Origin of the sequence: Caldibacillus debilis DSM 16016, from assembly GCF_000383875.1 — a bacterium.
Classification (GTDB): domain Bacteria; phylum Bacillota; class Bacilli; order Bacillales; family Caldibacillaceae; genus Caldibacillus; species Caldibacillus debilis.
In genome coordinates this window covers 22,721-39,803 of record NZ_KB912917.1, presented here as the reverse complement: position 1 = coordinate 39,803, position 17,083 = coordinate 22,721, and the positions used below count along the sequence as shown (strand labels likewise).

18 protein-coding genes are annotated in these 17,083 nt (G+C 50.4%); 14 read left to right on the top strand and 4 right to left on the bottom strand.

Translation table 11 applies throughout. The features are described from left to right. Positions 1 to 36: 36 nt before the first annotated feature. Entirely contained in the window at positions 37 to 222 is a 186-nt protein-coding gene (locus tag A3EQ_RS0119125; RefSeq protein WP_020156750.1) for a YhzD family protein, read from the bottom strand. A 121-nt stretch (positions 223 to 343) separates the two neighbouring features. On the opposite strand from A3EQ_RS0119125, the gene A3EQ_RS0119120 reads away from it, so the two are divergent. The 6 genes from A3EQ_RS0119120 to A3EQ_RS0119085 all read left to right on the top strand — a co-directional run bounded on the left by A3EQ_RS0119120 (position 344) and on the right by A3EQ_RS0119085 (position 8,861). Next, positions 344 to 1,243 carry an ABC transporter ATP-binding protein gene (locus A3EQ_RS0119120; protein WP_020156749.1) on the top strand — a complete coding sequence of 300 codons (900 nt, stop codon included), beginning with the start codon at positions 344 to 346 and terminating at the stop codon, positions 1,241 to 1,243. After that, complete coding sequence (locus tag A3EQ_RS0119115) at positions 1,236 to 2,489, top strand: ABC transporter permease (RefSeq protein ID WP_020156748.1); 1,254 nt, start codon at positions 1,236 to 1,238, stop codon at positions 2,487 to 2,489. The genes A3EQ_RS0119120 and A3EQ_RS0119115 overlap by 8 nt, the downstream gene beginning before the upstream one ends. Before the next feature lie 768 nt (positions 2,490 to 3,257). Beyond that, entirely contained in the window at positions 3,258 to 4,475 is a 1,218-nt protein-coding gene (locus A3EQ_RS21490) for a metallophosphoesterase family protein (protein WP_020156746.1), read from the top strand. An 18-nt stretch (positions 4,476 to 4,493) separates the two neighbouring features. Beyond that, positions 4,494 to 7,412, top strand: a complete 2,919-nt coding sequence (locus A3EQ_RS0119095) for an AAA family ATPase (protein ID WP_020156745.1) — start codon at positions 4,494 to 4,496, stop codon at positions 7,410 to 7,412. Positions 7,413 to 7,483: 71 nt separating this feature from the next. After that, positions 7,484 to 8,431, top strand: a complete 948-nt coding sequence (yhaM, locus tag A3EQ_RS0119090; protein WP_020156744.1) for a 3'-5' exoribonuclease YhaM — start codon at positions 7,484 to 7,486, stop codon at positions 8,429 to 8,431. A gap of 244 nt (positions 8,432 to 8,675) precedes the next feature. Beyond that, positions 8,676 to 8,861: a sporulation YhaL family protein gene (locus tag A3EQ_RS0119085; protein ID WP_040369705.1), complete on the top strand. Its 186-nt coding sequence runs from the start codon at positions 8,676 to 8,678 to the stop codon at positions 8,859 to 8,861. Positions 8,862 to 9,455: 594 nt separating this feature from the next. On the opposite strand, the gene A3EQ_RS0119075 is transcribed toward A3EQ_RS0119085, so the two are convergent. After that, complete coding sequence (locus A3EQ_RS0119075) at positions 9,456 to 10,313, bottom strand: peptidylprolyl isomerase (protein ID WP_020156741.1); 858 nt, start codon at positions 10,311 to 10,313, stop codon at positions 9,456 to 9,458. Positions 10,314 to 10,431: 118 nt separating this feature from the next. On the opposite strand from A3EQ_RS0119075, the gene A3EQ_RS23290 reads away from it, so the two are divergent. Together A3EQ_RS23290 and A3EQ_RS22325 are read left to right on the top strand one after the other, a co-directional pair. Then, a complete protein-coding gene (locus tag A3EQ_RS23290) occupies positions 10,432 to 10,587 on the top strand; it encodes a YjcZ family sporulation protein (RefSeq protein ID WP_081626278.1) in 156 nt (51 codons plus the stop codon). 98 nt (positions 10,588 to 10,685) lie between these two features. Beyond that, complete coding sequence (locus A3EQ_RS22325) at positions 10,686 to 10,772, top strand: YjcZ family sporulation protein (protein ID WP_081626277.1); 87 nt, start codon at positions 10,686 to 10,688, stop codon at positions 10,770 to 10,772. Between the two features lie 427 nt (positions 10,773 to 11,199). Here A3EQ_RS22325 and A3EQ_RS0119055 read toward each other — a convergent pair whose 3' ends face one another. Next, positions 11,200 to 11,403 carry a hypothetical protein gene (locus tag A3EQ_RS0119055; RefSeq protein WP_020156736.1) on the bottom strand — a complete coding sequence of 68 codons (204 nt, stop codon included), beginning with the start codon at positions 11,401 to 11,403 and terminating at the stop codon, positions 11,200 to 11,202. Positions 11,404 to 11,530: 127 nt separating this feature from the next. Here A3EQ_RS0119055 and A3EQ_RS0119050 point away from each other — a divergent pair, with 127 nt between their 5' ends. The 6 genes from A3EQ_RS0119050 to A3EQ_RS21925 all read left to right on the top strand — a co-directional run bounded on the left by A3EQ_RS0119050 (position 11,531) and on the right by A3EQ_RS21925 (position 15,848). After that, a complete protein-coding gene (locus A3EQ_RS0119050) occupies positions 11,531 to 11,824 on the top strand; it encodes a hypothetical protein (RefSeq protein ID WP_020156735.1) in 294 nt (97 codons plus the stop codon). Next, on the top strand, positions 11,815 to 11,994 hold the full coding sequence (locus A3EQ_RS0119045; RefSeq protein WP_020156734.1) for a hypothetical protein: 180 nt from the start codon (positions 11,815 to 11,817) through the stop codon (positions 11,992 to 11,994). The genes A3EQ_RS0119050 and A3EQ_RS0119045 overlap by 10 nt, the downstream gene beginning before the upstream one ends. 825 nt (positions 11,995 to 12,819) lie before the next feature. Then, a complete protein-coding gene (locus A3EQ_RS0119040) occupies positions 12,820 to 13,899 on the top strand; it encodes a hypothetical protein (RefSeq protein WP_020156733.1) in 1,080 nt (359 codons plus the stop codon). Positions 13,900 to 13,970: 71 nt separating this feature from the next. Further along, positions 13,971 to 14,591, top strand: a complete 621-nt coding sequence (locus A3EQ_RS0119035; protein ID WP_154652928.1) for a hypothetical protein — start codon at positions 13,971 to 13,973, stop codon at positions 14,589 to 14,591. A gap of 115 nt (positions 14,592 to 14,706) precedes the next feature. Then, positions 14,707 to 15,129, top strand: a complete 423-nt coding sequence (locus A3EQ_RS21485) for a hypothetical protein (RefSeq protein WP_020156730.1) — start codon at positions 14,707 to 14,709, stop codon at positions 15,127 to 15,129. 230 nt (positions 15,130 to 15,359) lie between these two features. After that, on the top strand, positions 15,360 to 15,848 hold the full coding sequence (locus A3EQ_RS21925) for a DUF1878 family protein (protein ID WP_169382731.1): 489 nt from the start codon (positions 15,360 to 15,362) through the stop codon (positions 15,846 to 15,848). Here A3EQ_RS21925 and A3EQ_RS0119015 read toward each other — a convergent pair. Further along, entirely contained in the window at positions 15,845 to 16,417 is a 573-nt protein-coding gene (locus A3EQ_RS0119015) for an HTH-type transcriptional regulator Hpr (RefSeq protein WP_020156728.1), read from the bottom strand. The genes A3EQ_RS21925 and A3EQ_RS0119015 overlap by 4 nt on opposite strands. Between the last annotated feature and the right edge of the window lie 666 nt (positions 16,418 to 17,083).

Genomic DNA, 17,083 nt, shown 5'->3' with positions numbered 1-17,083 from the left:
CCGGCTGCCCGCCCCGGCCGCTGGAAGCTTCCCTTCCTACACGTGAAATAAGAGCAGATTCCCTTCCGGGGAAACCAGCCGGTGGGTTTTTTCCGTCAGCCCTTTTTCTTCCAGCAGTTTTTGCCCGATTTTTTTCGCTTCCTGGTCGGTTTTCGCTTCGATCAACTGATCGATGAGTTTTTCCCCGTTTTTTTCGAAGGCGGTTAACGCATATTGGCGCATCCGGCGAAACCTCCTGTCTATGATTCTATTATTCTTAATACTTTTTTTTCTCCGAAATTCCTTTTTCTTTGTAACTTTGCCGGAAGAAAAACGTAAAACTTAGGGAAGGAGGCTCGAAAAAATGGTTTTGCAATTGGAAAATGTGACAAAACGATTCGGCAATTTTACGGCCGTCAGGAATTTGAACCTGACCATCCCGGAAAAGGAAATGTTCGGGTTCCTCGGGCCGAACGGGGCCGGGAAAACGACGACCTTCCGGATGATCCTCGGGATCCTGCAGGCCAGCGAAGGGAGGATTACGTGGAACGGGAAAAAGATCGACTACGCGCTGAGCCCGGACATCGGCTATTTGCCCGAAGAGAGAGGCCTGTATCCGAAACTGAAGGTGAGCGAGCAAATCGTCTACCTCGCCCGATTGCGGAAAATGCATCCGAAGGATGCGCTGAAACAGCTGGACGATTGGCTGGAAAAATTTAAAATCCCCGAGTACAAAAACAAAAAGGTGGAGGAATTATCCAAGGGGAACCAGCAAAAAATCCAGTTTATCGCCGCCGTCATCCACAAGCCGAAGCTGCTCATCCTGGACGAACCGTTCAGCGGCCTGGACCCGGTGAATGTGGAGATGCTGAAGCAGGCGGTCGTCGACTTGAAAAACGAAGGGACGTCGATCGTGTTTTCCAGCCACCGGATGGAGCATGTGGAGGAACTTTGCGAACATCTGTGCATCCTGCACAAGGGCGCCCCGGTCGTCCAAGGTTCGTTGAAGGAGATCAAACGGTCGTTCGGAAAGAAGAATCTGGTCATCCACGCCGACTTCGATTTAAGTTTTTTGAGCGGCGAACCCGGGGTCACCAAATCCAAATTGACGCCGGAAGGGATCGAGCTGCAGATCGAAAACGAGGCGGTTGCGGAAAGGATTTTGCACAAGATTGCCGAACGGGGCTTCATCCGGAAATTCATCCTGGATGAACCGACCCTGAACGACATTTTCATTGAAAAAGTGGGTGAGTCCTATGAATAACTTTTGGGTGGTGTTTACCCATACCTTCGTGACGAAAATCAAATCGAAACAATTCCTTTGGGTGACGGCGATCACCGTCGGCATCACCCTTTTGCTCGTCTATCTGCCTTCCCTTATCGACAAATTCAACGGGGACGGGGAAAAGAAAATCGCCCTGATCGATCAGACGGGGCAATTGGAAGAAGCCTTCAAACAGTCGGCGGCGAATCTGGATAAAAATTTGAAGTTTACGGAAACCGCCGCGGAGGAACAGGAACTGAAGGAAAAGGTTTTGGAAGGGGAACTGGACGGCTATCTCCTTTTGTCCTTCGATGAAGCCGGATTGCCGAGAGGGGTTTTTAAAGCGGAAACGTTGACGGACCAATCCCTGGGCGGCAATCTGCAGATGGCGCTCCAGCAAGTCCGTTCGCAAAGGGCGGCCCAGCTCCTCAACTTGAACGCGGAACAGCTGGCCATGCTGAATGCCCCGGCCGACTTCCGGCAAGCGGCGATCGGGGAAAACGCCAAGACGGAGGAAGAATTGAACCAGGCGCGCGGCCTCGTATATAGCATGTTAATAATCATTTATTTCGCGGTGATCATGTACGCCTCCATGATCGCCACCGAAGTGGCGACGGAGAAATCGTCCCGGGTGATGGAAATCTTGATTTCCAGCGTTTCCCCGGTCACCCATATGTTCGCAAAAATTTTCGCCGTGGCGTCGGTCGGCGTCGTTCAGATGATCATCATTTTGGCGGCGGGATACGGGGCGGTGAAACGGAACATGGACACGTTTACCGGGGAATTTTTCCAATTTTTCGGCTTCGGCGGTTTTTCTTTGCAGACGATCATTTACGGGATCGTATTTTTCCTGCTCGGGTTCCTTCTCTATGCGACCATCGCCGCCTTCCTCGGCTCGCTGGTCAGCCGGATTGAAGACGTGAACCAGATGGTCAGCCCGTTGATTTTTACCGTCGTGATCGCCTTTATGCTGGCGATGGCCGGATTGTCCAACCCGGAGGCGCCCTATGTCACCGTCACTTCCTACATCCCTTTCTTTACGCCGATGCTCATGTTTTTGCGGGTCGGGATGCTGGATGTTCCCCTGTGGGAAACGGCTCTTTCGATCGGCCTGTTGGTCGGCTGCATCGCCCTATTTGCCTACTTCGGCGCCAAAATTTATAAAGGCGGCGTCCTGTTCTATGGAAGCGCGGGGCTCGTCAAGCAGATCAAAAGGGCGCTGCAAATGACGAAGGAAAACGGGTGACCGGCGCGGGGAGCGGCACCCCTAACCCTTTCTATGGTTTATTATGATTTCTATCGTTACAAACCAGAAAGAAGCGTTTGGGGAGAATCCACTTTCTTTGGTTTATTATGGTTTCTATCGCGAATCTTGTCCAAGGGCGGTTTCCCCGTGGAGGGGGACCGCCCGCTTTTGGGCAGGATGGAAGGAGGGACCGCCGGCGGTCCTTTTTTCGTTTTCCGGAGCTTGCCCGTTTTTGGCAGGCGAGCGGCCATGCCCGCCCTTTTCCGTTTTCGGGGGCGTCCGGGCCGGCAAAGGAAACCGGCGGGAAGGCCGTTTCCGGGCCGGGGAGGGAAAAATCCTCCGTCCGGAAGGAGATCTCATTTTCCGCCAGGGGAAAGGCATCCCGGAGCCGTTCAGGCCGCGCCCCGGGAGAAGGGGGTTTCCTCTGCAAGATTACAAGCATGCAAGTCGATGCACTGCAAAGGTGGTATTTGAGGACAAAGTTTCCTCCGCAAGAATACAAGAACGCAAGCGGGACGCTCCGTCTGTCGAAATTTCCTTTGCAAGAATGCGAGAACGCATGAACGCGGTTTTTCCGGTTTCCAGGCTGCATGCAGGGCGGGACCGGATTCCCTTTTCGGTGGTGCATCGCCTTTCCATGATTTAAAATGATAGTACGGGAAAATCGTGAAAAGAACCGGGAATCGGTGCGGCGGTTTTCCGGAACACGGGCCCTGTCGAACCGATCCGGGGCATTGCTGTACATTTTTTTCGACCGGGGGTTGCTCGATGAAAAAAATTTCATTTGTCCATACGGCGGATTTGCATCTGGGAAGTCCCTTTCTCGGTTTGGAATCATTGCCGAAATCCATTTTCGAAAGGATCCGCGACGCCGCTTTCCAGTCCTTTTCCCGCATCGTGGATTTGGCGATCGGGAGGCGGGCGGATTTCGTCTTGGTCGCCGGCGACGTCTACGACGGGGAAGACCGGGACGTCCGTTCCCAGCTTTATTTCCGCAAGGAGATGGAGCGTTTGCGCGGAGAAGGGATCCCCGTCTACGTGATCCACGGAAACCATGACCATTTGAACGGGAACTGGCTGAAGGTGGAGATGCCGGAAAATGTCCATATTTTTTCCGGGAAAGTGGAGACGAAGCTTTTGGAAACAGGAAACGGCGCCCGCATCCATCTTTACGGGTTCAGCTATCCGGCCAGGCACGTCCCCGAACCGGTGGCCGCCGGCTATCAAAAGAAAGAGGGGGCCCATTATCACATCGGCCTGCTCCACGGCCACGACGGGAAAAATCCCAATCATTACGTGTACGCCCCCTTTTCCGTGGATGAACTTTTGGAAAAGGGTTTTGATTATTGGGCGCTGGGGCATATCCACCAAAGGGCCGTCCTCCACCGGGACCCGTACGTCGTCTATCCGGGAAACATACAAGGGAGAAACCGGAAGGAGACGGGGGAAAAGGGATGCTATTTCGTGGAAATGGATCCGTCCGGGACGTCGTTGGAATTTGTTCCGACGGCACCGGTGCTGTGGCTGAGGGAAAAAGCGGAAAGGGAATTCCGAACGGTGGATGAGCTGTACGATTTTTTGGCGGAGCGAAAGGAACATCACCGGCGGCGGGGGGTAAGCGCCTTTTTGCAGCTGGACCTGGACAGGCACAGGCTCTCCGACTCCGTTGCCGCCGCCGCGGAAGGGGGAGACTTGCTCAAGGCTTTGCAGGAAGGGGAAGCGGATGAACATTGTTTCGTCTGGATCCATTCCCTCCGGGTCCGGGAGGAGTTCCCGGACCTTTCCCCGCTGGCAGGCGAGCCCTTTTTCCGGCAGCTGAAAAAGGAGCGGGAAATCTTTGACATCGATGCCGCCTTGGCTCCCCTTCTTTATCATCCTGCCGCGAGGCGGTACTTGGACCCGCTGACGGCGGAGGAAAAGGAAGAAATCATGAAGGAAGCGGAAGGCTGGATCGCTTCCTTTTTCCGGAGCGGCGGGAAATTTTGACGTTGCAGGTGGATGACCATGAGACTCAAGGAAATCCGGATTTACGGATACGGAAAATTTCAAGATTATGCGCTGACAAATATCCGGCCGTTCCAGGTGATCTACGGCGAAAACGAGGCCGGAAAATCGACAATCCTTTCCTTCATTCAAAGCGTGCTGTTCGGCTTCCCGCCCGTGCGGCAGACAAACGAGTGCCGTTACGAGCCGAAGACGGGCGCAAAATACGGGGGTGCCCTCGTGTTGGAGGTGCCCGGAAAGGGGGAGGTCCGGATTGAACGGATCAGAGGGAAGTCCCAGGGGGATGTGACCGTCCTTTTCGAAGACGGGACCCGTGGAGGGGAAGAGGCGCTTGCGGAACTGCTTTCCGGGATCGATAAGCCCCTTTTTCAATCGGTTTATTTTTTCAATATCCATCATCTGGAGAATATGCATAAAATCAGCGGAGATGATCTGGGGCGTTTCCTTTTTTCCACCGGCGCCGTCGGCTCGGACAGGATCCTCGAGGCGGAAAAATTTTTGGAGCGGGAAGCGGAAAAATGGTTTAAACCCTCCGGGAAAAAGCCGCTGATCAATGAACGGATCATCGATTTGCAAGGCACGGAAGAAAAATTGAAAGAGGCGAAGGGCTTCGTCCAGTCCTACCAAACCCTTTGCCGAAGGCGGGAAGAGACCGGGGAAAAAATCCGCCGGCTGCGGGACGAGATGATGAAAATCGAGGAGGAACGGCTGAAAAAGAAGGAATGGAACTCCTTCGTCCCCCTGTTGCGGGAAAGGAAGGAACTGAAAGAAAATTTGCGGGAAATCGGGGAGGTTCCCTTTCCGGAAGACGGGCTTTCCCGGCTCGAACGGCTGGAAGTCCGCCTGAAGGCGGCGGAAGGGCAAGCCGAACGGCTGCGGGAACGGATGGACAGGGTCCGCTCGGAGCTGGAAGGGACGGAGCCGGATCCCTTCTTTTTGGAGCACGAGGCGCAGATCGTTTACGTTTACGAAAGCCTTCCCGTGTACCGGCAGCTGGCGGAAAGGGAGCGGGAACTGAAGTTTCAATTGGACGGGCTGGACAGGGAGGAAGAAGGGCTGCTTGCGGGCCTCCATTTGCCGAAAGATTTCCCCGTCTCCCGCTGGCAGATCGATTTGGCGTTGAAAAAGCGGGTGGAAACCTACACCCAACGCAGGCATTTTTTGCAAATGAAAAAAAGGGAGCTGGAACAAAAACGGGAGGATTTGGCGGACAAGCGGGACGAGAAGCGGCTCTTGATCGATCGGCTGAAACAGCGGCAGCTTCCCGCGGATCGGAAAAGGGAGCTGGAACGATGGGCCGGGGAGGAAACGCCTTTCCTGGAAAGGGAATACCGGTGGACGGAGGAACAATTGAACCGGCTGAAAAATAAAAAACGGACCCGGATCTTCCAGCTTGCCGCCGTCCTTTCCCTTTCTGCGCTGGCCGCCCTTCTTTTCGCCGGAAAAAATCCCTGGTATTCCGCTTTTGCCATCCTTCCCGCACTCATCCTTCTGCTGCTGGCGCTTCCCGAGGGGAAACGGGATCTGTCCGAAAGGCGCCGATGGGAAAAACGGAAGGCGGAATTGGAAGCCCGCTTGGGCGGTTTCCGTGGAAACAAGGAGCGGATTTTGCAGGCGAAGGAAGCCCTGGAGCGGGAAAAGGAACTGGAACAGCAGATCCAAAGGGAAGAAATCCGCCTGGAACAATTGGAAAATCAGCTTCTGGAAACGGAAGAAAGCCTCCTTCAATGGAAACGGGAGATGGAGGAAAATTGGCAAGAAGGAAAAGCCATCATGAAGGCCCTGTATCTTCCGGAACATTTGGCCGGACACCTGACGGAAGCCTTCCGGACCGTTGAACGGTTGAAAGAAATCCGGGCGCAAAAAGACCGTTTCGCGGATGAACTCGGGGAAGTCCGGGGGCGCCTGGAACAGATGGAAGCCGAGCTGAAAACGTTGGCGGAAAAAGGTTCCCCCCTTTTTTACCGGGATTATGTCGGCACCGCCGTATCGCTCCGGCAGGCGCTCAACCGGGAACTGGAAAAAAGGCGGGAATATGCGGAGAAACGGAGGAAGCTGGCGGAGCTGGCCGAACAAATGGAGGATCTCGCCAAGGAAAAGGAAGCGGCGGAGAAGGAACGGACGGCATTGTTTCGGGAGGCCGGGACGGAAGGGAAAGAAGATTTTATCCGAAGGGGGAAGCTGGCCGAAACAAGGAAAAAATGGGAGGAGCGGCTGAAGGACATCGAGAGCCGGCTGGAACCTTTGAAAGCCGCGGAAGATTTGGAAAGGATCCATGACATCCCCTACTATTCCGAGGCCTTCTTCGCCGGATTGGAAGAAAAACGGGACGGCTTGAAACGGGAGCTGGAACAGTTGGAGAAGGAGCGGGCGGCCCTGGACCACCAAATCGGCGTCATCGAAAACGGGGGAACGTTCCATGAGCGCCTCGCGGAATTTCATCAAAAAAAATACCTGTTGCGGGAAGACGTGAAAAAATGGGCGGTTTACCGGGTGGCGGCCGATCTTTTGCAGGCGGCGATGAAACGGTTCAAGGAGGAGAATCTCCCCGAAGTTTTGCGCGCGGCGTCCCGCAACTTTTCCATATTGACCGGGGGGAAATACACGCAGATTTTTCCCGACGGGGATCAATTGGCCGTCCTCCGCGCCGACGGCATCCCCTTTCTCCCCCATGAATTGAGCCAGGCGACGAAGGAACAGCTCTTCATCGCCATCCGTTTCGCCGTCAGCGATTGGAACCGTTCGCGGCGCATCCCGCTCTTCATCGATGACAGTTTTGTCCATTTCGATGAAAACCGGCTGAACCATTTGATGGGCCTGCTGCGGGAGATGGAGAAACGGCATCAGATCCTCTTTTTCACCTGCCATAAACATCTCTTGTCCTTTTTTGAAAAGGAAAAAATTTTTCATTTAAAATGATAGAATAATAGCAGAACATTTTCCGGGAGCGAAAAGAACCGGCCGGATTGCTCCCGAAAAGGAGGAAAAGGATGAAAAAAGGCATCGTTTATTATGAAGCGGGTGAACAGATCGAACAGTACCTGTACATCAAGAGCGTGACGAAAGGGCTGGCCAGCAACGGGAAGCCTTTTCTCACCCTCCTCTTGCAGGACAAGAGCGGGGAAATGGAGGCGAAATTGTGGGATATCGGCGAAGAGGAGGAAAGGCTCTATACCCCCCAGACGGTCGTGAAGGTGGCCGGCGACATCCACAACTACCGGGGAAAGCTGCAAATCCGCATCCGGAAGATCCGCCCCCTTTCCGACGGGGAAAAGGTGCCGATGGAAGAGCTGATGGAACGGGCGCCCCTTTCCGTCGAGGAAATGGTGGAGAAGATCACCCAGTATATTTTCGATATTAAAAACCCGAATATCCAAAGGATTACCCGTTATTTGTATAAAAAATTCGAAAAACCTTTTCTGGACTATCCGGCCGCAACGAAAAACCATCACGAATACTCGTCCGGCCTCGCGTACCATGTGGTGACGATGCTGGATGCGGCAAAGGCCCTTTCCGCCGTCTACCCGGTGCTGAACTGCGATTTGCTCTACGGCGGCATCATTCTCCATGATTTGGGGAAAGTGATCGAATTATCCGGCCCGTTGAATCCGAAATACACGAACGAAGGAATTTTGCTCGGCCATATTACGATCATGGCGAACGAGATCGAGAAGGCGGCGGAAGAATTGCAGATCGAAGGGGAGGAAGTGCTCCTTCTGAAGCATATGGTGCTGAGCCATCACGGAAAGGCGGAATGGGGCAGCCCGAAGCCGCCGATGATCCTCGAAGCGGAAGTGCTCCATCTGATCGACAACCTGGACGCGAAGATCAACATGTTGGTGCGGGCATTGGAACGGACGAAACCGGGGGAATTTACCGAGCGGATCTTCGCCTTGGACAACCGGTCCTTCTATAAGCCGAAAATGTATTCGTTCTGAGGTTCGGCCTTTGCCGTTGAGGAGAAAGCGGGCTCCGGATCCCGGCATTGACTCCGAGGGCGGGTCCCCTGTGGAGATCGCCCGCACGGTCCCCGGGCGTTTAAAAGAGCGGGAAATGGAAAACTTCCCTTTTTCCAACGGGGAAAGGAAGCGGGTCCCTCCCGAAAAGGCGGGCATGTTTCCTCCCGGTTCGGCATATGCTTGTAAAAACGGACAATCCTTGAACGGGAGGAGATGGCCGGACATGTCTTGGTGGGTGTATATCGTCGTTCTGGGGATCATGTTCAGCGGCTTTATGACGGTTTGGATCAGCCGGAAGGAACGGGAAGAGGAATTGCGGCAGATCGAGAAGGAAGGGGAAGTATATATCCGGCGGATGGAAAAAGAAAAGGAAAAGAAAAACCGAAAGGCCATGTCCCGCGGCGTGTAACGGGGATGCCGCGCTTCGAGAAGGGCGCCGGGATGGCCGTTTGGCTGCGGGATGTCCCGAAGGAGCGGAAATGACGGAAAGGGAAGGCGCCGGACGAAGGCCAGGAAAAACTGCATATGAGGAAATTGAAGGATATGAACCGGTCCCCGAAGGCGTCGGACGAAGACCATGGGAAACGAAAGCCTTGTCCGTATCGGAAGCCTCCGCCGTATAAAGCCGCAAGAACGCGCCGGGAAAAACCGGGAATGAAGGATCACCGAGGACTCGGGCAGAGGGCGGTTCGAAATCCGAATGAAAGCTCATGGGGCTTCACGGACCGCCTGTTCCGAAAACGGGGGCTCTGCGTGGATGTTCCGATGTTTGGGCCCATGGATCTTGCCGCTTGTTTCGAAAACGGGCGCTCCGGGAAGGTCTCGGCGGATAGCGGTAGGAAAATGGAGATAAAAGGAAAATGCGGGAGCCGGATCGCTTTGCAAAAGAGAGGGGCTGTCCATAAGCCGGAAAACGGACTTATGGGACAGCCCCTTCCTTTCGGTTTTCCGATGCGGGCGGATTCCGGCGCCCGGCGCGGCAAAGCGCCATTTTGCCTTCCTTTCAGCTTTCCGATGTGAACAGATCCTTCAGATCCTTGTCGTTGATCTTCACGCCGGCATCTTTGATCAATTGATCCAATTTTTCCTGCATTTTGGCGGAATCGACCTTGGCATTCTTCACCTTTTCCGTCAGTTCGTCCTTCATTTCGTCAAAGGATTTCACGTCTTTTTTCGTTTCCACTTTGGTGGCTTGGATAATGTGGTAGCCGTAGGTGGTTTTTACCGGTTCGCTGATCTGGTTTTCATTCAGTTGGAAAGCGGCGACCGCAAAGGCCCGTTCCAACTCGTCGGGATTCAGCTCCCCGAGATCCCCGCCCTTGTCTTTCGTTGCCGTGTCGGTGGAATATTTTTTCGCCAAATCCTCGAATTTTTCCCCGCCTTTTAATTTTTCCAGCACTTCTTTGGCCGTTTTTTCATCTTTGACCAGGATGTGGCGGGCCGTCACGGTTTTCGTTTCCATGTTGTATTGTTGGCGCAGTTCTTCATCGGTGACCTTCACGCCGTCAAAGGCCGCTTTTTGCTGGAGCAGGTTGAATTTGATGGCATCTTTCAAATCGTCTTCGTCCTGATAGCCGGACTGCATCATGGCGTATTCGAAGCTGTCGCCGAGCTCGTCTTTAATTTTTTTCAATTCGGCTTCCACTTCTTTATCGGACACATCGTATTTGTCTTCCAAAACCTTTTTGTACACCAGTTCCTGGAGGGTGGCTTTCCCGTAGCGGTCCTTCAGGACTTTGTAAAATTCGTCCTTCGTGATGTTCCCGGCCTCCGACTCGACGATGTTCTCCTTGTTGCCGCAGGCGGCCAAGGCGATGATCCCGAAAAGAAGAACGAGGCAAAAAATCATTTTTTTCTTCATTTGCGAAAACAACTCCCAAATTTTTGATAATAAAGGGGCAGGCGGAACGTTACAAAACTAAATATACCATAAAAAGGGACGCATTCAAATTTTTTTCGGATTTTTTTCCCGCCCGTCCATGGGTGTTTGCCCCAAACCCTTCCGCGTTTTTCACATAGGATATGGCGCAGGGAAAAAAGGAGGGGTTTGTATGTCTTTCGGAAACCAAGGGTTTGTCTTGATCGTCATCCTGTTTATCTTGCTGATTTTGGTCGGTTGTTCATGCGGCTTTTAAGAAATTTGCGGAAGCCTTGAGGGAAACGCCTAATCGAAAAGGAATACGGGTGAATAACATATAGTGTGAAACCCCAGGCTCGAAAGGAGGTCGTCGCGATGTCGGCAGGATACGGAGGAGGATTTGCGCTTCTCGTCGTTTTGTTCATTTTGTTAATTATTGTGGGATGTGCATGCTGGTGGTAAAACCGGAAGATTTTCGGGAGGATCGATGTCCCCGCAGGAAAGGGACATCGGTCCTCTTTTTTTCGGAAAAGGCGGACGCCGGCCGGGGGGATTATACGGACACCGTTTTTTCCCGCTGATGCCGGAAACTGAGCGATTGAATGGGATAGCCCTCTTTTTTCAGCCGGCCGGCCAATGCCGGCCCGGGGTCCTCCCGTTCAAAAATTGGGCCGAGGGCCGAAATTTTTTGCAGGAGATTCGCAAAACGCCGGTCGAACATGACCGGAGACATAAGTGGAGAAGGGAAAACAGCAAGACGGCCGCGCCGCTTGCATAGAATACGTTTTTCCGGAGTTTTTCCGGGGTCTTCCTCCGCGGATGGCATCCTTATCGCCTTTTAAGGCGTTCTTCCGGAACCTCAATCCGGTCCCCTCTTCTTTCAATCTTTTCAGAAGTTCATCCACTTGCCAGGTCCTCCTTTGCCATCCAAACTTTCTTCAAGCGGTTCAAGGTGAGATTTAAGATCGGTTTTTACCGTCCCTTCCGGCCAATCCAGCACTTCCGTTAGTTTGAAAGATGATGTGAAAAAATCGTTGAAGAAACTTTGCGGTCCATGGGTTACGGCGCTAATGCCATCAAGGTCGAACGGCATATCGTCAGACCCTTGGAAGCAGGAACGGGATTGCAGCAAGAAACCGTCCGAAAAGTGAAGGAAGCATTAAGGGGAGATTGGTTTCAGCGATCGGGGAGTTGCCGTTCAGTTTCACGAGGATAATGGTTTGTTTGAGATTCGGATCATCGGCACGGGGACCTATTACCGATCCGTAAAAGACGAGGCCAAAGGGATCGCGGCCGATGCGCTTCGGAAAACGGAATTGGTCGTCAAACGGATCGAAGGGATCCGGGAAGATTCCCCTCCGGTACAAGCCGTGCCATTTGCCGAAAGGCCGGAATACCAACAAAGATGGAAACGTTCGGATGTCCTTTCCTATATTGGTGCCGAGTTGTACGGAATGAAGGTTATCATGCTGACGGCATTGCCCATAAGCAGGTCGACGGCACATTGCATCTAAAAATTACGCTGTCGCTGAAAAGCACGGACGAGGATATCCATGAGATTGCCGATGGAATAAAAGAACATATTGTCACGATCCTGGAAGCGGAGAGATTCCAAGCCGACGTCGCCGGACTTCCATACAGGATCGAAGTATATGGCAAAGATCACCAATTGATTGCCGAGTAAGCGACATAGAGGGCTTCCGATCAACCGATGGTTTTATGTTTTCGATAGAAGTTCACTTCCACAGTCCCCATTGTGATGTCGGGAAAAGAAAGTTATGGAGCTAACCGGAGATCAGGATTTCATAGACCATTTTTTCTTAACGAAAAACACAGAATAGCCAGCACAAAACTTTTTTAAATTGAAAGCCGTTGTTTTCATGAAGCAGAGTTTGATCGAACAATTGTCGAATTATAACGAATTTTTTTTAAATAACACTATTGAAAATAAACTGACATAATGTCATATTAATGGTGTAACCGAAGAAATTCGGATAATATATCGCAAGGCATTCAATTTTCGCAAACAACATTGGCAAGACAGCCCCGAACAGTTCACCATCTGTTTTATGTTGTGGTTTTCAGTAGCCTGTTTGTTCTTTTTGGTTATTTCATGAATGGCATCTTCAAAAAACCGGCATGCCGTTCTGGCAGGAAAGGAGGGACAAAAAGACACAAGAATCCCGTTCTTCGCTGTACTCAGAAGCCGATGCCGAAAAAATCATCTATTCTTTTTAAGGGATTGGGCTCACCGATGGGATTCCTGTTTGCGCCGACGGAGGACGGTCCGTATTTCAGGTCGGGGAGTTGCCGGCTGTCGGTCCTCTAGGCTGCCAAGGCATAAAAATCATCCGACAATGGTTTTGATAATTGGTATAGTTGAAACAATAGAGTCTTCAATCATTTCATTGAAGAAAGAAGAGGAATCAATCATCTTGGCCCGATGGGTCTTTTAAGATGTAGTATACGGGGTTTTCGGTTATTACTATTTATGCGGGGTGAATTTTTAATGCCAAAAAACGTTAAGATTATCTCATTAATCTTCTGTCTTTCTTTATTGTTTTTTGCGGGAATCGCATCTGCAAACGATATTTTTAAGAAATATGCAGATAAAGATGAGGAAACACTGATGAAGGATTTGGCGGCATTAAGCAAAAAACAGTTGATCGAAGAGATGGACTCCCTGGCAAAATCATCGGAGGGAACGGGAGATATCAATGCCTTAATTCCTTTTGCAACTGAGCTCTTTGAAAGAAAAGACGAAATAAGCGATGAAGAATTATTAACGTATATCAAAAATCCCTCCTTATCGCCCGCGACCAGAGATTTTTTTGTGGAATTATATGTTGCGAAACACGAAGACGGAAATAATTTGGATGAAATAAAGGCCTTATTGGCAGATCCGGAGGTCGACAAGTCCACTAAGACCAGTATCGTGACCACTGCCCATTTTTCGCCGGACGATGTGGGAATATTAATAAAATTAGCCAAAAGTGATAATGGATTGCTCGCTTTTCACAGTATAAAGGTGTTAAACAGCCTGGATAAAAATGCGGCGAATCAGTTGGCGGAAGAAATTTTATCAAACTTAAATCAATCTTCAAAAATTGAACTTGAGGCCGCTTTAAAATCCAAGGCAATATTTTTAAAAACTGCAAAAGAAAAAGATCAAAACTATGAAAATCTTGAAAAACAATTTATCCAATTGAATCTGGATATTTTGAAAAACAGCAATGATCCGGAATTAAAGGATACCGCGGTTTTTGCCTTATCCGATCTGGGAAGCAAAAACGCTTTGAAAACGATCCTTAAAAGCGAATTCATCGATCGTGAACTGAAAGTGTTTGCAGTAGATCAAAACTTTATGACTTTAAAAAGGATTCTGGAAAACCATCCCACGAGGGAAGAGTTGAATTTGGTCATACAGGCCATGGATATTCTGCCCATTACGGATTTGGCCGAACCTTTAAAACATATTGCGGGTAAAGTAAAGGAACTGGATTTTAAGAAAAAAATAGAAGAGACGATCGCAAATATCGAAAAAAATGGAATAAAAGGCAATGAAAAGTGGTTGGATCATGCTCAATAATCCTTCACGGCGATCGAGGCACCATTCAAGAGAAAATAAAAGTTGCGAATATTCGCAAAGGGGTGAACGTAATGAAAACGATTTTGAAAAAAATGATTTTCTTCATTTTCTTTTCTTTATTTTCGCTTGTCATGATAAACGCCCATGCTTATGCCGCCAGCGGTTTTCAAGGGTATGCCATTTACCGGGATGGTGTTTTTTTCAATTATACATGGCATGCCGGGATGATGGATGGGCCGTATTATGATTCTTATCTCCCCGTATTACATGCTCCCGGTTCTGGAAGTTATGTGAAATGGGATACATGGAATAACTTTATGAAAGGAAATAATTTCAAAGGCGTTTATCGGCCGAAACGCCAGCCATCGTCCAGTGAACGCGATCGATTTGTTGCATTGGGAAGAAAACTAAGAAGTGAACATATACCGTATACTTTAATCTATCAGGTCAATTACAATACGAAAACCTCCGGCACTTGGGTGGACGCAGAAGAGATTACCCAAATGAGATGTGATGGCGTTGTGGAATATATTTATGAATGGTATGGGTTTCGGGTATACGGACACGATCAGTACTGGGATGTTACCAAAAATTCGGCAATCAATCGAGACCACCATAGTCTTAACCTTGTTACGCCGAAAAGCCAGACAGGTTATCTTTCAAAGGTTCAATCCGGTGTTCCGAAAAGATAAAGATGGGAGAAAACAGGCGTGAATCCCTTCCCTTCTTTGATTTATCGGTGTATTTCACGCCCTTCATTTTTTGCGGAAGCCCGTTTCAGATGATCATATAGGAGGAAAAAGGACGTTGATCAAAAGATACTGGCAAGTTCTTATCGTGTTGGCCCTGTCCGCGTTCGTTAGCTGGGTGAATTTCAGCGCATACCTGAAAGGATATGAACCCGACATCCGCCAAATGGCCGCCTCGCTCGTTTTCCTTGTGTTTTGGTTCGGATACGGTTTATGGATGGGTGTAAAAAAGGATTCCTTTTTCTTAAAATTTTCTACCCTTTATTGGGGATTGGGGATTGCGGCCTTTTTGCTGGGCAAAACGACCGACTCTCTGGTCGGCGTGATTGCCGCTTGCCTTTTTTTCGGTCCTATATATGGGATCAATTATTTTTTCAACGCGAATCTTCATTTTTCCCTGTATGTTTTCATCGCGTATGGCATCGGCTTGGCGGGTTTTTTCTTGGGGAGATACGGGAAAAATACAAAGGGAAACGGATGATCGGAAAAAGGGAATCGGATATCGGGAATAGAAATAATCCATATCCATCGCTTGGCGCCTCAGCGTTGACAGTATGGGCGGCGCAGACCGCCCGGAACTTTCCTCCATTATCGCATTATGACGAAAGGAAAACGGATACATGGTGATTTGCTGCAAAAGAAATTGGCTTTCGCCTGGATGAAGTCCAAGAAAGGGTATAAATAAGGCGAATGCAAACGGTTTTGATGTTGATGCCGAAACTTGAATCCGCCGAGGTGGACGCCTATTACGAAGAGATTTGGAAGCAACCTTTCGCCTGCCGCTTTATGGCCAAAGGCGACGGTTCACCCGGGATGCCAAAGGAGGCAGGAAAGGGAAACGGACAAATGTTGGAAAATCAAAGGAGCATGCCGATGGATCTTCAAAAAAAGCTGGAGACGCTAGAATATCACCAAGAATTATTGTTGCAAATCGTGGAAAACCCCCGGGAGGAATTTTCCAAGATCATCGTGCGGAGGAAATTAAGCCGCGGGGAAGTGGAAGCCCTTTTCCGTTTATGTGAGGAGATGAGCATAAAAATGGAAGAACAAAAGGCGGAGGGATTGGTCTATTTCGCTCCGCTTTTCCAAGAATTTTCCTTCCGGTTGAACCGGAAATTGGATGCGCGGGAAACGGTCGAGGCGTTGCGGAAACAGGAACTGTTTTCGCCGCTGATGGACGAATTCCGGAAATACTTTTAGACGATTTCTTTTTTCTTTTTTTTCCGGATGAAGCCGTCTTCGTCGGTGAAGTCCTGTTCCAAATGCCGGAACGATTTTTGGAAGATCTCCATGAAATCGTCGCCGTATATGTTGCGGACGATGGCCGTCATGTCCAAAATGTCCGGGAACTTTCCGTAAAGTTTCTTCAAAGGGAGGGCGCCCATCAGCAGCGTGTTTTTCGACGGGTCGTATTTTTCCAACAGTTCCAGGACGATCCGTTCCCCTTTTTCCGTCAGCTGAATGTATGTATTCCGCTTGTCGTCTTCCTTTTTGGAAAAGGTTAAATATCCTTTTTCTTCCAATTTTTTGGAAAAATTGAAGGCCGTTGATACGTGCATGACGCCGAATTTGGCGACGTCGGAAATGGAGGCGCCGTTCAGGTGGTAGGCGATCCAAAGAATATGGTGTTCATTGATATTTAGGTCATAGGGCTTGATCCATTGCTGCCAGTCCTTTTCGATCGTTTTCCACAGCGCTTTCCCCAGTTGGGCGACCCTTTGGCTGAAAAGGAGCGCTTCTATTTTCGACACTTTGTTCTCCAATCCCATCACCTGCTTTCTTTCCTATGTTATTATTATGCCAATAAAATAAAAACAAGGAAAGAGAATAGAAAAAATTTTTTATTTTCTTTATTGGCGCAATGTTGGACAAGCGGAAAATTATCGGCAGCGGCCGCTTTTTTCAGGAGGCTTGGCGTTTTTAACCCTTATATTTCCATAATTTCGGGGCCGTTCCGTCCGTTTTGGCAACTTGATGGGGAAACATTGTCCGCCCGGGATTCGGCTGCCCAGCGCTTCGCTTTCGTACGGCAGCGTTTATCGGCTTGCGCGATCTGTCGTTTCAAGTTTCTTATTTCAATTATCGGCCGTCTGGCTCCCGCGTTGAATCGGCCAAACCGGCGGAAGGGACGAGGGCGGTGCAAAGGTTTGACCGGCAGGGCGTGCTTTCTTCCTTCTCTCCCGAAAAGGTGCCGGCCCGAGCAGCCGATTCCCTTTCCGGCTAAGGGGGAGGGGGCCCCGCGCCGGACAGTGAACATGCCCTTCGGGAAGGGATCGGGACAACGGGAATCTTTCTGTTCGGTCCGTGAACGTGAACCTGCGGATTCCTCGGGAAAAGGGAGAACCCGGTTCGGTCCCTGCGGAAAAATCGGGACCCGCCAAAAAGTCCGGGAAAGAATCCGGCCGGTCTCCGGCGAAAAAACAAAAACCGCCCAA

Coding starts and splice junctions, on each gene's coding strand:
- A3EQ_RS0119125 (WP_020156750.1), bottom strand. CDS start 222: ATGCGCCAATATGCGTTAACCGCCTTCGAAAAAAACGGGGAAAAACTC.
- A3EQ_RS23290 (WP_081626278.1), top strand. CDS start 10,432: ATGGGTGTTTGCCCCAAACCCTTCCGCGTTTTTCACATAGGATATGGC.
- A3EQ_RS0119040 (WP_020156733.1), top strand. CDS start 12,820: ATGCCAAAAAACGTTAAGATTATCTCATTAATCTTCTGTCTTTCTTTA.
- A3EQ_RS0119095 (WP_020156745.1), top strand. CDS start 4,494: ATGAGACTCAAGGAAATCCGGATTTACGGATACGGAAAATTTCAAGAT.
- A3EQ_RS0119085 (WP_040369705.1), top strand. CDS start 8,676: ATGTCTTGGTGGGTGTATATCGTCGTTCTGGGGATCATGTTCAGCGGC.
- yhaM (WP_020156744.1), top strand. CDS start 7,484: ATGAAAAAAGGCATCGTTTATTATGAAGCGGGTGAACAGATCGAACAG.
- A3EQ_RS0119015 (WP_020156728.1), bottom strand. CDS start 16,417: ATGGGATTGGAGAACAAAGTGTCGAAAATAGAAGCGCTCCTTTTCAGC.
- A3EQ_RS22325 (WP_081626277.1), top strand. CDS start 10,686: ATGTCGGCAGGATACGGAGGAGGATTTGCGCTTCTCGTCGTTTTGTTC.
- A3EQ_RS0119055 (WP_020156736.1), bottom strand. CDS start 11,403: ATGCCGTTCGACCTTGATGGCATTAGCGCCGTAACCCATGGACCGCAA.
- A3EQ_RS21490 (WP_020156746.1), top strand. CDS start 3,258: ATGAAAAAAATTTCATTTGTCCATACGGCGGATTTGCATCTGGGAAGT.
- A3EQ_RS21925 (WP_169382731.1), top strand. CDS start 15,360: ATGCCGAAACTTGAATCCGCCGAGGTGGACGCCTATTACGAAGAGATT.
- A3EQ_RS0119035 (WP_154652928.1), top strand. CDS start 13,971: ATGAAAACGATTTTGAAAAAAATGATTTTCTTCATTTTCTTTTCTTTA.
- A3EQ_RS0119120 (WP_020156749.1), top strand. CDS start 344: ATGGTTTTGCAATTGGAAAATGTGACAAAACGATTCGGCAATTTTACG.
- A3EQ_RS0119075 (WP_020156741.1), bottom strand. CDS start 10,313: ATGAAGAAAAAAATGATTTTTTGCCTCGTTCTTCTTTTCGGGATCATC.
- A3EQ_RS0119115 (WP_020156748.1), top strand. CDS start 1,236: ATGAATAACTTTTGGGTGGTGTTTACCCATACCTTCGTGACGAAAATC.